General features: G+C 42.8%; 9 protein-coding genes and 2 riboswitches. All 9 genes read right to left on the reverse strand.

Annotated elements, in window-relative coordinates:
- Positions 1-524: 524 nt before the first annotated feature.
- A complete protein-coding gene (gene ptsG, locus ACQKFO_RS23175) occupies positions 525-2,600 on the reverse strand; it encodes a glucose-specific PTS transporter subunit IIBC (RefSeq protein ID WP_427601401.1) in 2,076 nt (691 codons plus the stop codon).
- A 181-nt stretch (positions 2,601-2,781) separates the two neighbouring features.
- A complete protein-coding gene (glcT, locus tag ACQKFO_RS23180; RefSeq protein WP_148971352.1) occupies positions 2,782-3,624 on the reverse strand; it encodes a glucose PTS transporter transcription antiterminator GlcT in 843 nt (280 codons plus the stop codon).
- Between the two features lie 209 nt (positions 3,625-3,833).
- Positions 3,834-5,168 (reverse strand): NCS2 family permease, encoded by a 1,335-nt coding sequence (locus tag ACQKFO_RS23185; RefSeq protein ID WP_044340671.1) that lies wholly within the window; start codon positions 5,166-5,168, stop codon positions 3,834-3,836.
- A gap of 130 nt (positions 5,169-5,298) precedes the next feature.
- A riboswitch (purine riboswitch) is annotated at positions 5,299-5,400 on the reverse strand.
- A gap of 197 nt (positions 5,401-5,597) precedes the next feature.
- Entirely contained in the window at positions 5,598-7,151 is a 1,554-nt protein-coding gene (guaA, locus tag ACQKFO_RS23190; RefSeq protein WP_427601404.1) for a glutamine-hydrolyzing GMP synthase, read from the reverse strand.
- Between the two features lie 147 nt (positions 7,152-7,298).
- Positions 7,299-7,400, reverse strand: a riboswitch (purine riboswitch).
- A 40-nt stretch (positions 7,401-7,440) separates the two neighbouring features.
- Positions 7,441-9,651, reverse strand: a complete 2,211-nt coding sequence (locus tag ACQKFO_RS23195; protein WP_427601406.1) for a transglutaminase TgpA family protein — start codon at positions 9,649-9,651, stop codon at positions 7,441-7,443.
- Positions 9,648-10,859, reverse strand: coding sequence for a DUF58 domain-containing protein (locus ACQKFO_RS23200; protein WP_427601408.1), 1,212 nt, complete (start codon positions 10,857-10,859; stop codon positions 9,648-9,650). Before ACQKFO_RS23200 ends, ACQKFO_RS23195 begins: the two co-directional genes overlap by 4 nt.
- A gap of 7 nt (positions 10,860-10,866) precedes the next feature.
- Positions 10,867-11,823, reverse strand: coding sequence for an AAA family ATPase (locus ACQKFO_RS23205; RefSeq protein WP_427601410.1), 957 nt, complete (start codon positions 11,821-11,823; stop codon positions 10,867-10,869).
- Between the two features lie 224 nt (positions 11,824-12,047).
- Positions 12,048-12,875, reverse strand: a complete 828-nt coding sequence (gene nadE / locus ACQKFO_RS23210) for an ammonia-dependent NAD(+) synthetase (protein WP_427601412.1) — start codon at positions 12,873-12,875, stop codon at positions 12,048-12,050.
- 69 nt (positions 12,876-12,944) lie between these two features.
- Complete coding sequence (locus ACQKFO_RS23215) at positions 12,945-14,414, reverse strand: nicotinate phosphoribosyltransferase (protein ID WP_427601414.1); 1,470 nt, start codon at positions 14,412-14,414, stop codon at positions 12,945-12,947.
- Positions 14,415-14,580: the final 166 nt, after the last annotated feature.

A 14,580-nucleotide genomic window follows, 5' to 3' on the forward strand; every position in this document is an offset into this window, starting at 1 on the left:
CTCTCCGATAAAAGTTTGAATAGCTCTTTAAAAATAAATCTAGAATTAACGTTGACGTATTGTCTTGTTTTGTTCAGTTTTCAAGGTTCAATGTGTAAGTGCTTCTGTTTGAAGCGACTTGACCATCATATCAAGAATGCAGTGTGTTTGTCAACAACTTTATCAAGATGTTTTCAATCCCTGTTTGAAGTTGTTATGTACCCGCTGCTCTCTTGCGACGGTTTTTAAAGTATATCAATCTATTAGATATACGTCAATACTTTTAAGAGAGTTTTTAGAAAAACTTTTAGAATTACTACTTTCTTCTACTCTCTCCAATGATCACCCCGTCTCAAACCCAGGTTAGACCCTTATATTCGAGACTCTAAAACCTCTCAACCAAAGCCTTCTATCTTTTCCTACTACTTATATAGTAGAAACTATACTTATACTTGTTTCATTCCCACTATTAATTTTTCTAAACTAACAAAAAAAACCATTTTCACACTCCTCAACAGAGAATGAAAATGGGCTTTAACTATTCTTTAGTCGATCTTGATGATGTTTTCGTCGTTACGGTTTACTTTACCTGACTTCTCGATTGTTACTTGTTGACCTTCTTTAAGGTTCGTGAAGACAATCGGTGTCATAATGGAAGGCGCGTTTTCTTTGATGTAGTCAAGGTCCACTTCCAGTAAAGGTTGACCTGCTTCTACCTGGTCTCCCTCTTTTACGAGTGCTTCGAATCCTTTACCTTCTAATTTAACCGTATCGATCCCAACATGGATCAGAACTTCACGGCCAGCTTTGGACTCAAGTCCGATGGCATGCTTCGTCGGGAATACGTTTACGACTTTACCCGTGATAGGTGAAACGATTGTTCCTTCTGTCGGTACGATCGCGAAACCGTCACCCATCATTTTCCCTGAGAATACTTGATCAGGAACTTCCGTGATGTCTTTGATTTCTCCAGTGATAGGAGCTACGAATTTTTCGTTCTTTTGTTCTTCAGTTGTTTGAAGTGCATCTGGGTTCACTTCTTCAATCTGTTGTTCAACTTCTTCATTTGCGCTTGTTTCTACTCTGCGTGGAGCTTTCCCACGAATGATATCTTGCATTTGTGATTTGATCGTATCCGATTTAGGTCCGAAGATTGCTTGAATGTTGTCTCCGACTTCAAGTACTCCTGAAGCACCTAATTTTTTCAGGCGATTCTTATCGACACTCTTCACATCATTCACAGAAACACGGAGACGAGTGATACATGCGTCTAAGTGAGCGATGTTTTCTTGTCCACCCATTGCTTCCAGGATGTTGTACGGAAGGTCTCCAGCTGAACTTGCCGGTGATCCATCGTCATCTTCGTCTACATCTTCACGACCAGGAGTCATAAGGTTGAACTTACGGATAGCGAAACGGAATCCGAAGTAGTAAATGACAGCAAATACTGCCCCTACCGGAAGAACGATCCAGGCGTTTGTTTGTGGGTTGATCAATCCGAATAGGATGTAGTCAATTAAACCACCTGAGAATGTCATACCGATCTTAACGTCTAATAGGTGCATCGTTAAGAAAGATAAACCGGCAAAGATTGTATGGATACCAAATAGTACCGGTGCTACGAATAAGAATGAGAATTCGATTGGTTCTGTGATACCTGTTAAGAATGATGTCAAAGCCGCCGAGCCCATGATACCTGCTACAACTGCTTTTCTTTCAGGTTTTGCTTCATGGTAGATCGCTAATGCCGCTGCCGGAAGACCGAACATCATGAATGGGAATTTACCAGTCATGAAAGTACCCGCAGTCAGATCTTGTACTCCATCTTGAATCTGCTTCATGAAGATCGCCTGGTCTCCACGAACAATATTTCCTGCTTCCGAAGTATACGAGCCGAACTCGAACCAGAAAGGTGAATAGAAAATATGGTGAAGTCCAAATGGTATAAGAGCACGTTCGATGACACCGAATATGAATGCAGCAAATGCTCTGTTTTCACCAAGCATAAAGTTAGAGAATGAATTAAGGCCATTTTGGATCGGTGGCCAGATTAATAACATTAATAGTCCTAATACAACAGCAGAAGCTGCAGTTGCGATTGGTACAAATCGTTTACCCGCGAAGAATCCCAGGTATGAAGGAAGTTCGATTTGGAAGAAACGGTTGTACATAGCCGCAGCGAGTATCCCTACGATGATACCACCGAATACACCGGTTTGAAGTGTAGGTATTCCGAGAACAAGTGCGTATGCAGGATCTACACCATCACCTGTTACATCCCCGATTCCAAGTCCTTCAACTGTTCCCATTGTAACGTTCATAATCAAGAAACCAACGATAGCCGCTAAACCAGCTACCCCTTCACCACCAGCTAATCCGATGGCTACACCCACTGCGAATAACAGGGCCAAGTTTCCGAAGATAATTCCACCTGCTTGTTCCATGACACTTGCGACCATTTCAACGCCGCCGTTTGAAAGGAATGGAGCAATTTCTAATAACGTCGGATTTTGCAGTGCATTACCGAATGCAAGCAGAAGTCCTGCTGCTGGCAATATAGCCACAGGCAGCATGAGAGCTTTACCGACTTTTTGTAAAACGCCAAAAGCCTTTTTAAACATGAAGTTTCCTCCTTTTATTTCGTTCATTTTTTCAACTAATTAGATGATGATTGCAAACAAAAAAGGCATGAGAAAAGAGGATAATGAACGTATAAGGATAGACTACCCCAAATTATACGTTTCAATCATCTTCTTCACTCATGCCTGATCGTATCAGTAACACGTAAGAAAGATAAGTGCTTTATTTAACTTTACTCTGAATACGCTGCAAGTGCATGGTTAAATATACAGCCTCTGCATCGTAGACGGGTTTTTGTAATGTTTGCTGCATCATCTTGATCAGCTTCCAAGATAAATTATAGCAGAGAGGGTATTCCTCTTTCAACAGTTTTGCAATTTTTTCTGGTTCTTCTACGCGTTCTTCCCTAAGTACCCGCTCTATTGTATATCGAATGTGGCGCACGAGCCTCATATAATCGACGCTTTCCTTATTAATCTTCACATCCAGCTGTTGTTCGATCATCCCGGTCAGGCGGCCAATCAACTGGGAGTGTTGATTCACTTCAGACAGATCCTTGTTCATCATGGCGCTATGGATATGAAGGGCAATAAATCCCACTTCCCCTTCCGGCAAATGAACATCGGTCATTTCATTGATCATGCCCACCACTTCTCTGGCAATTTCGTATTCGAATGGATACAGCGTTCTCGTTTCTACCAGAAACGGATTGCGGATCTCCATTCCTCTCATCAATCGGTTGATAGCAAAAAGGATATGGTCGGTCAGGGCGATGTGAATATGCTCATTTAGAAAAGAGTTGGTTCTTTTTCTGATTAATTCGATGGCAGAAATGATGACGTTCGACATATCATCATTTAAGAAAGGAAGAAGATTTTTGTACTGCTCCTGTTCTTTCTCTCCTTTTAATACAAACATCTTTTCTGCAATATCATTCTGAATGGGGTCCCCTTTTTTACGGTTGAACCCTATCCCTTTCCCGATCAGCACGACTTCACCGTAACTCTCATGATTTGCAATCAATACATTGTTATTCAGCGCTTTCTTCACATTTAAAGTAGACATCGTCATTCTCCCTATAATTTCGACCGATTTCGACACTATCCGATTCCATGATTTTAACGAAAACCTATCCTTTTTTCAATTCATATTTCCCATATACGTATATCTTCTCTAGTCCTCCCCCTGTTTCCTCTATTTATCCTTCACTCTTTTCCATTTGAAAATAACAAAAAGCTGATCTCCGAGAGACCAGCTTAAAGATTTTTTATGTTTTAAACTAAGAATATAAAATACATAACGAAGATGACAAACAAGAAATACATGATCGGATGGATTTCCTTTACGCGACCTTTCATGATCATCGTAATAGGGTAAAAGATAAATCCGATGGCGATACCCGTAGCGATGCTATACGTTAATGGCATGGCTACGATCGTTAAGAATGCCGGCACGGCTACCTCAAACTTCTTCCAATCAATTTCTCCCAAAGATGAAACCATGAGCACCCCTACAATGATCAGTGCCGGTGCTGTGACTGCCGATGTAATGACGGCAAGCAGCGGGAAGAAGAAAATCGAGAGTAGGAATAAGACGGCCGTTACCACTGAAGCAAATCCTGTTCTTGCTCCTGCCGCTACACCTGCAGAAGATTCGATATAAGACGTGGTCGTCGAAGTCCCTAAGATGGCTCCTACCACTGTTGCACATGAGTCAGCGAATAAAGCTTTACCTGCGCGTGGTAATTTATTTTCCTTCATCAATCCTGCTTGATTGGCTACCGCTACAAGGGTACCTGCCGTATCGAAGAAATCAACGAATAAGAATGTCAGAATCACAACAAGCATTTGTATCGTAAAAATACTGCCCGCATCATTGAATAAAGGATCTAATGCTGCTCCAAACGTAGGAGCAAGACTTGGTGCTGCGTCTACTACTTTTTCCGGCGTGTCGATTAATCCAACGATCATCCCGACGATTGCCGTTACAACCATCCCGATGAATATTCCGCCTTTAACGCCTCTTGTCATCAGAATGACGGTGATGATGATTCCAAAAATAGCGAGAAGAGTCGAGCCATTTGTTAAATCTCCAAGACCAACTAATACTGCATCATTATTTACAATGATTCCTGCGTTTTGAAATCCGATAAATGTAATGAAAAGTCCAATACCCGCTCCCACTGCATATTTCAATTCCGCCGGGATTGAGTTTATGATTTTCTCCCGAATACCTGACAGTGTGAGTACGATGAAAATCAAGCCTGAAATTAACACACCAGTTAATGCCGATTGCCACGGTACACCCATTGTCAATACTACTGTGTATGCGAAGAATGCGTTTAATCCCATACCTGGAGCCAAGGCTATTGGATATTTTGCAATGAGCCCCATGATCAAGGAACCAATGGCAGCCGCTAAAGCCGTAGCGACGAATACTGCACCGTAATCCATTCTCATGCTATCCGGAAGATCCGGTACCGATTGAAGGGTTAACGTCAATGGATTGACGATCAAGATATAAGCCATTGAAAGAAATGTCGTTAATCCCCCGATGATTTCCCTTCTATAAGTCGTTCCTAACTGGTCAAACTGAAAGAAATTTTTCATTCTTGTACTCCTCCTATAGAGTCGTCGCAGAATCCAGCATTTCAATAAAAAAAGCCTCGAACTACCAGAGTTCAAGGCTTTGACTGTTAAGATCATGATGAATAGGTCAATGGTGAATTGTTCAACAGTCCTATTCTCTCAATCACCTCGTAGTCAAGCCATTTACGGTAGCTTGGTAGAAACGCTCGGGCCCTATTCCCGAAATTATACGACGTAATACTTTTATAATGTTTTGTTATGATTACAGTACTATTGTACCAACTCAAAACATGACCGTCAACATAAAATACGAACATTATTAATTATTTTTTATATTAATGTTCGTTTTATACACAAAGTGACAGGCACTCCCGTTTTTTGTCGAATTCTAAAAAATCGACCTTCGACGGGAAGTGCCTGTCACCTATTTGTACAAGAATCTATAAATTTCTATTCCCACTCAATCGTTGCAGGTGGCTTACTCGTCACATCATACACAACGCGGTTGATATGATCGACTTCGTTTACGATACGTGTGGAGATTTTCTCCAGTACATCCCAAGGAATACGGGCCCAGTCGGAAGTCATACCGTCAATGGATGTCACGGCACGGATTCCGATCGTATAGTCATACGTTCTTGCATCCCCCATCACTCCGACGCTTCGAATGTCAGGAAGAACCGTGAAGTATTGCCAAATGTCACGATCAAGTCCAGCTTTCTTGATTTCATCACGCAGGATGTAATCAGATTCACGAACGATCTCAAGCTTCTGCTCAGAAATTTCTCCAAGCACACGGATACCAAGACCTGGTCCCGGGAATGGTTGACGCCATACGATTTCATCAGGAATACCCAGTTCAGATCCTAAAGCACGCACTTCGTCTTTGAACAGTGTGTTCAATGGCTCAATAAGTGTGAACTGCATATCTTCAGGCAGTCCACCAACATTGTGGTGAGATTTGATCGTCTGAGCAGTGGCTGTCCCACTTTCGATGATGTCTGTATATAAAGTACCTTGTGCAAGATATTCGATACCTTTAAGCTTAGTCGCTTCATCGTCAAACACGTAAATAAATTCATTCCCGATGATTTTACGTTTTTGCTCAGGGTCAGAAACACCTTTTAATTTATTTAAGAATCGGTCTTGAGCATCCACTTTAATGACGTTCATGTTAAAACCGTCAGCGAAAGTTTTCATTACGCTGTCTGCTTCACCTTTTCTAAGAAGGCCGTGATCGACGAAAATACAAGTCAATTGATCACCGATTGCTTTATGGATCAACACTGCAACAACAGAAGAATCCACTCCGCCGCTTAATGCGCAAAGGACTTTTTTGTCACCGACTGTTTGACGGATCTTCTCCATTTCCATTTCAATGAAGTTCTCCATGGACCAGTCACCTGCACACCCACACACGTCGAATACGAAGTTCTTAAGCATTTCATTTCCGTGCACAGAGTGACGTACCTCGGGATGGAATTGAACGGCATATAATCCTTTTTCCTCGTTACTCATGGAAGCAATCGGACAAGAAGGGTTCGTTGCGTTCACATCAAAGCCTGCAGGGGCTTCCACTACAAGATCTCCATGACTCATCCATACGACTTGCTCTTCAGGCAGGTTGGAGAATAACTTAGATTGTTTCTCTACATTGATGGCCGCTTTTCCGTACTCACGGTGCTTCGCACGTTCCACTTTTCCGCCGAAGTGCATGGTCATAAGCTGCATACCGTAGCAGATTCCCAAAATCGGAATGTCCAGATCAAAGATGCGCTCATCGCAACGGAATGAGTCTTCACCGTAGACACTGTTCGGTCCCCCGGAGAATATGATCCCTGTTGGGTTTATTTCCTGAATTTCTTCAAGGGTAACTGTATGCGGGTGGAGCTCACTATAAACACCGAACTCACGAATTCTTCGCGTGATTAATTGATTGTATTGACTTCCAAAGTCCAAAACGACGATCATTTCTTGATTGTGCAATTCTTCTTTACCAAGCATTCAGTTCACCTCATCAGTTTATTATGGGTCAGGACGTACTCCATCCTTATAGTACTTGTTGTTGTTAGCATTCCTAAAAAAATAAAAAAAACCAGACTTCGCCTTAAAAAAAGGCAGAATTCTAGTTTTTTTGCATACAGGGATGTCAAATTAGAACACTGCCTTCATAGTCCAGTCATTTAAGGTGACCGGGTAGATACTTTCGAACCGTATTATCGAGGATATACGAAGGATGCTAACGAACGTTATTATGAATTTGACATCATTTTATACCTTGTTTTCAAAAGGGTCAACCAGTTGTCCTTTTAATTAAATTTTCCCATAATTCCCTCATCTTCGTCCAATCTTCTTCCCCTTGCCTCTGACCATATAAAATACGTTCATAATTATTGGTCAGGCTCGTCATTTCATGGGTACCAAAGAATGAGTCAATATATCGCGAATAGCCCCTTAATGTTTGTCCATCATCCATTTTCAGTCCATATCTCTCAAGCTGTTTAATTAAAGAAAGATAGGCTTCTGAAAACGCACCATCTGATGATTTTCTTCGGTAATAGAAAATCAGGACATACGGCATCCACCTTCTTCTTACGATGTACAAAGCAATTCCCATGATAAGCAAGAGCATGAATCCCATGACAAGCTTGCCCCAGTTTTCCACAAAGAATGTTTTGGTATCATCCCAAAGTTTTGAAAGAGAAAAACTACTTCCAGCCGCTTTTGAATCATCTTCTTCAGGTTGAATCGGCTGTTTCGGTGATTCCTCCTTCTCAGGAACAGGAACTTCGCTGTTCTCCGACTCAGGTACATCCAGGTCATATTGATAAGATACGTTATTACTGAATCCAACAGTAGGCTCGAACGGCACCCATCCTACTTCCGGGAAGAATACCTCCACCCAGGAGTGGGCATTATTATTGGAAACTTCATAAAGCTTATACATCGTATCCACTTGTCTACTGTATTCCCCTTCTGTATATCCTTTTGCCCATCTTGCGGGGATTCCAAGTGCCCGGACCATCACGACCATGGAAGTGGAGAAGTTATCACAGTACCCTCTCTGGGTTTCAAATAGGAACTGATCGACGTAATCCTGCCCTTCCTCAGGCACCGGCACGTCAAATTGGTCGTACACATAAGCTTCTTTCGAAAAATAGTTCTCGATCGCCCTGACTTTGTCATACCAATTATCTTCTTCCGATGTAATCTCAAAAGCCAGGTCCTTTACACGCTGGGGAGTCGTTTCGGGAAGTTGTGTATAGCGGTCCACAAATTCAGGAATCTGCATGATTTCCTGATTTTCGTTCGCTGCCTTCATCTTCTTCTGGGAATAGGAAGGTGATCGGTAGGAAAGTTCATACTCCTCTAATTTAATGGTTTCGTCTTCCCCTTCATAACTTGTAACCTTTTCGTTAACGGGATCAAAGGAGAAATAGCCTTCTTCATTTCCGATTATTCTTTCTATCCCATACGGATAGACAACATGGGAATAGGTTCGTTCCACCATGACCCTCTCTGTTTCCACTTCCCGTTCCCCATCCGGTTCGTTGGTTGTGAAGGGAACCATTTCCTCTGAGTCAAAAGAGGTGGCAGCCTTCTGGTCATCAGGAATGGATTGCTCCCAGCCCTTGCCTGTATAGAGATCCTTCGTTTCAATTCTCCAATAGTGTTCTCTCGTTACTTCAGCATTAAAAATGACAGTGGGATCACCGACAAAGGGTCCCCCAAGCTGAGAATCATCTTCATCATAACCTAATTTGTTCACGCCACTGCCACCGGCTCCCTCAGCAAAAGATTGAATATAAGGAACCGGATCCGGCCAGATAGGATCTGCCTTAGGGGCGGCAAAAGCAACAACTGAACTCACCCCAAGCATAACCGTAAGCGGCACAATCCAGCGGTGCCTGCTCATCTTGGATCCAAGAAGGTTCTCCCTTTGAACCAAACGTTCGAGAGCCAACAATCCCATTAACAGGAAGCCGAAAATGACGACCCGGATAATTGCCCGATCCCCTTCATAAATCGTGAACGTATCGATCAGACAAATATAGGTCACGGTCATCACATAAAAGAGGAGAATCGTCTTTCTGACGGATAACCAGTAATAAAGCAAATACGTCATCAGCCATAGTAAAACAAAGAACAATAGGCTTCTGTACTCGAACGAAAGACTTGGCCATTCACGGCCAACTGTCAAACCGAGATTCAGCCACAGGTCACCCCCGAACTTCTCTAACCATGCAAAGGTAAAAAACGAACCTGAATAATACAATCCATGTAACGCAAACAAAATAAAGAATAACTTAACTGCCGCTGTAAGGAAATAGTGAATCCTGAAATAGGACAGGACAAGTGATAAAGCAATAAATACCACAAAATAAGTCAAACTCCCAGTATCCGTCACCACCTGAAGGGGCTTCAGCCATTCCCATAAAAGCAGAAATCCAAACAAATAGATCATAATCGTAAAGAATCGGTGTTTAGGTGTTTCATGACTCATGCTCGTTTCACCTCCATAAAGGCAGAAGAGAAGTCACCTTCAAAGCATACCTTCAGTCGAATACCGCGGGACGAGGCGTAAGCTTTCAACGATTTCTCCTCGGCCGTATAGGCTTCCCCTATTCGCTTCACCAAAAAAATCACAACCGAACTGTTCCGCTTGGCATACTGATTCACACTCATGATCATCTTTTTTGAGACAGACGAAGTGACAAACAGCACAGCTGCGGATTGGGAATAATTCAACCCTTCCCCCTGCAGTACTTTTCCTAAAGCGTAAGGGCTATCCTGTCTGACCTTCGCCAGATGATAGAATAGCTGACTTTGATGTTCTTCACCGCCGCGAATCGGGAAGGATACATGATCTTCCCCAATCGAGATAAGTCCAACCTGCGCGCCTTTTTTCAAAATGGAACGAATCATCGAAGCCGTCAATGTCACCATCGATTCAAAGGCAGGAGAGTCTTCCCGATCCAATACGATCAGTACATCGTGGGATTGACGTTCCTCAAATTCCTTCGTCATCAGCTCATTCGTTCTGGCAAAGGTCTTCCAATGAATCCATGAGAAGCGATCCCCCGGTTGATAATCACGGATACCCGTTGCCATCGTCGTGTCCTTCTGAATCTTCACATTTGAAGTGGTCATCCCTTGATCATAGCGATTTTCCAGAGGCCTGTACGGAACATCGACAAAAGCAGGATACACAAGAAGCTTATTGGTACAATCAATGGATGCTTCTTTTTCAAATATGCCAAAGAAATCGCCGGCGCGGAGTCGGACAGCAGAGAAGACATGCTCTCCACGGGGCAGTTCTTCTATGTAATACGTGAGCTTGATTCGTTTTCTGAATCCAGGGTGAATCATCGCTTTCGCCTTTTGAAAACTGGAATGGTGAAAAACGGAATCTGATACTACATCCTCTAACACCATATAAAATAAAGGAAATGGAATCTTTCGTGAAAGGGTAATCGTTACCTTCAACTCATCCCCCGCTTTGTACTCATTTGATTCGAAGCTCCTCTCTACATAAAACTCAGAAAGAGGATATAAGAATACAGAAGCAGCATAAAGGGCGAATGGCAGAAAGCTATAAAATAAAAACCAGCTGACGAATCCCCCCTGGAACATCGCGTAAGAAAACGAGATCCCCACTAAAATGAGCAGAAGCAGAAACTTCCCTAAAGGTTTGAGAAATTGAAGTTTCATCTTCATCCTATCTCACAAGCCTTTGTACGGGAACCGGGATACGTGCCATCACTCTTTCCACTACTTCTTCCGGAGTGATACCTTCATATCTCGCTTCAGATTTCATAATGATCCTGTGGGAGAAAACAAACGGTGCCAAGTATTGAACGTCATCGGGAACCACATAATCCCTGCCTCTTAAAAAGGCATAAGCCTGACATGCCTTCATTAATGCGATGGATCCACGTGGACTTGCTCCCAAGTAAACATTGGCATGAATCCTTGTACGATTCGCAATTTCCACAATGTATTTCTTGATCGTGTCATCGACCAATACATCTTTCACTTCCCCTTGAATATATCTCAATTCCTCCAAGGTCATGACAGACTCCAACTCATCGATCGGCGGGTTTTTCTGAGCGCGATGAAGAACCTCCATCTCTTCTTCCGGTTCAGGATAGCCCATTTTCATCTTTAATAAGAAGCGGTCAAGCTGCGCTTCCGGTAGGGGATATGTCCCTTCATACTCAATCGGATTCTGGGTCGCCATAACGAAGAATGGCTTATCAAGCTTCCGCGTCATTCCATCGATCGTCACGCTGCTCTCTTCCATGCCCTCAAGCAGTGCGGACTGGGTCTTGGGTGACGTACGGTTAATTTCATCCGCGAGAATGATGTTCCCCATGATCGGACCCGGCCTGAATGTGAATTCCATTTCCTTCGGGTTATAAATCGACACACCTATTACATCTGAAGGCAATAAATCCGGTGTGAACTGAATGCGTTTAAAGCTCGCCCCCACCGACTTCGCCAGTGCACGAACCATCATCGTTTTCCCCACACCGGGAACGTCCTCAAGCAATACATGCCCGCCGGCCAAAAGTGAAACGACACTCAGTTCCGCTACCTTCCTTTTTCCAATCATGACTTTTTCTATATTATCAATGATACTTTGCAGCTTCGGGTTTACCATTTCATGTGACATCTTACCCCTCCTGAATACATCAATATCGTCCTTAACTATTATTACTTTCGTTTTAAAAGTCGAAAATCCTCTATAAATTGGCAAATTAATATAGAAATTTTAGGGATTTGGTAGGATATAAGTACTCTGGGGTCTGTCACAGTCTGTTTCTGTCGAATGGCGAAGAATGTAGACAAATGAAAAAGCCAACCCCGCACATGCTGAGAGTTGGCTTAATTCCATTCTTATTTCCAGAAATCATCAAACACTGTCACAGGCAGATGACGTTTATGCTGTGTTTTCAAGTAATGACCTTCGATAGCTTTCTTTGCTTCAAGAGGCACTTCTTTTCCTTCCAGATAATCATCCAGCTGATCGTATGTGACACCAAGGGCTTCTTCATCCGGAAGTTGTGGACGGTCTTCCTCAAGGTCCGCCGTTGGTTTCTTATTGTATAAGTGTTCCGGACAACCAAGTTCCTTCAAGAGCTTCTTCCCTTGCCGTTTGTTCAGACGGAAAAGGGGAACGAGATCTGCCGCTCCATCACCGTACTTCGTATAAAAGCCGGTAACCGCTTCAGCAGAATGATCGGTACCCAGGACAACACCATCCTTCATGGCAGCAATGGCGAATTGAACCTTCATCCGTTCACGTGCCTTTTCGTTTCCTTTGACAAAGTCGGAAAGTTCGATGCCGTTTTTCTTCAGAGTTTCTACGCTGGCATCGACTGCCGGCTGGACATTGACCGTCATAGAAACAGACGGGGTAATGAATTCCACTGCATCAATGGCGTCCTCGGCATCTCCCTGTTCTCCGTAGGGAAGTCTCACTGCGTAAAAAGCATAATCGGATGACCCTGTTTCCTCATTCATCTCGTTGATTGCCATCTGTGCAAGTTTTCCTAATAAAGTGGAATCCTGACCACCTGAGATGCCAAGGACCAAGCTTTTCAAAAATGAGTGCTTTTTCAAATATGCTTTCATAAAATCAACACTGCGACGTATTTCTTCCTGGGGGTTGATTTCCGGCGACACCATCATTTTTTCTACAATTTGTTTTTGAAGGGAATCCATGTTTTCACACTCCATTTAGGTTTTATCATTATTTCTGGATCTGATTAATTTACCCATCTTTTAACGGGATTACATAGTTTTGTTAAATTTCTCTTTTACCTCTGCCTTAACTTTTTGAATGAGATTCATTTTGTTCGTCCAACATTCTTCACTTAAATCCACGGGATATCCCTCTGGGTTCATGGAACGTTTATACTCGTCCCACAATAGGTCGAGGTTCTCATTCACAAAGGATCTCATTGTTTCTAATGATGGAGATGTATAAACCAACTCCCCATCCTTAAAAATATCCTCGTGGAGCTCTCTTGCTTCGAAGTTGGTGATGAATTTACTGATATAGGTGTGCACAGGATGAAACATTTTCAGTCGGCTTTCATTTTGAGGATTTTCATGCTCCAAGGCAATATAATCCCCTTCTGATTTATGATTAACCGTATTGATGATTCGATAAACCTTTTTGAGTCCAGGAGTTGAAACTTTCTCCGCATTACTGGATATTTTAATTGTATCTTCCATTTCCCCAGATTCGTTTTCAATCGAAGCGAGTTTATATACAGCACCTAATGCTGGTTGATCATAGGCAGTTATTAACTTCGTCCCCACACCCCACACATCGATCCTGGCTCCTTGGGCTTTCAAATTCAGAATCGTATATTCATCCAGATCATTTGACGCAATGATCTTTGTTTCGGTAAACCCTGCTTCATCCAGCATTTTACGGGCTTTCTTGGATAAGTACGCCATATCACCGCTGTCCAAACGAATACCCTTGAAATTAATCCGGTCGCCGAGCTCTTTTGCTACCTGGATGGCCGTGGGTACACCCGATTTCAATGTGTCGTAGGTATCCACTAAAAACACACAGTCCTTATGGCTCTCAGCATATTTATGGAACGCCTGATAATCATCCTGATATGCCTGAACCATTGAATGGGCATGGGTACCTGAGACCGGCATCCCGAATAATTTACCCGCCCGAACATTACTTGTCGCATCAAATCCGCCAATATATGCGGCACGCGTCCCCCAAATGGCCGCATCCAGTTCATGGGCCCGTCTCGTCCCAAACTCCATCACGACTTCATCCTGAACCACTTGCTTAATCCGATTCGCCTTCGTCGCAATCAGGGTTTGATAGTTCACGATATTCAAGATCGCCGTCTCCAGTATCTGAGCTTGAGCCAAAGGAGCCTCGACCCGGATAAGAGGTACATTCCCGAACGCAATCTCCCCTTCCTGCATCGAACGTATCGTCCCCGTAAATCGAAGGTCCGCCAAGTACTGAAGGAACTCCTCTTCATAACCCAAATCTCTTAAATACTCAATATCACTCTCAGAGAAATGAAACTTTTTCACATAATCAATGATCCGTTCAAGCCCGGCAAACACCGCATATCCATTCCCAAAAGGCAGCTTTCGAAAAAACACTTCAAAAACAGCCTTTCGATTATGGAAATCATCATCCCAATACGCCTTCGTCATATTAATCTGATACAAATCTGTATGTAAAGCTAAACTATCATCCGCATAGTGCGTCATGTATTTCTCTCCTTTAAGCTGTAGCCATTTGTCGAACGTGGTGTGTCTTTTCTATTTTAACCAATTTTGGATGGGATATCGAATGTTTAGGGTTAAAAAGAACTGACATGGGGTGCATGTCAGTTCTTTTATATACATCACCTTTGATTTAAACAAACGTTTGATT

Source organism: Rossellomorea sp. NPDC071047 (genome assembly GCF_050270195.1).
GTDB lineage: Bacteria > Bacillota > Bacilli > Bacillales > Bacillaceae_B > Rossellomorea.

Excerpts from the sequence above, each read along its gene's own strand:
- ptsG (WP_427601401.1), bottom strand. The coding sequence starts at position 2,600 with ATGTTTAAAAAGGCTTTTGGCGTTTTACAAAAAGTCGGTAAAGCTCTC.
- glcT (WP_148971352.1), bottom strand. The coding sequence starts at position 3,624 with ATGTCTACTTTAAATGTGAAGAAAGCGCTGAATAACAATGTATTGATT.
- ACQKFO_RS23185 (WP_044340671.1), bottom strand. The coding sequence starts at position 5,168 with ATGAAAAATTTCTTTCAGTTTGACCAGTTAGGAACGACTTATAGAAGG.
- guaA (WP_427601404.1), bottom strand. The coding sequence starts at position 7,151 with ATGCTTGGTAAAGAAGAATTGCACAATCAAGAAATGATCGTCGTTTTG.
- ACQKFO_RS23195 (WP_427601406.1), bottom strand. The coding sequence starts at position 9,651 with ATGAGTCATGAAACACCTAAACACCGATTCTTTACGATTATGATCTAT.
- ACQKFO_RS23200 (WP_427601408.1), bottom strand. The coding sequence starts at position 10,859 with ATGAAACTTCAATTTCTCAAACCTTTAGGGAAGTTTCTGCTTCTGCTC.
- ACQKFO_RS23205 (WP_427601410.1), bottom strand. The coding sequence starts at position 11,823 with ATGTCACATGAAATGGTAAACCCGAAGCTGCAAAGTATCATTGATAAT.
- nadE (WP_427601412.1), bottom strand. The coding sequence starts at position 12,875 with ATGGATTCCCTTCAAAAACAAATTGTAGAAAAAATGATGGTGTCGCCG.
- ACQKFO_RS23215 (WP_427601414.1), bottom strand. The coding sequence starts at position 14,414 with ATGACGCACTATGCGGATGATAGTTTAGCTTTACATACAGATTTGTAT.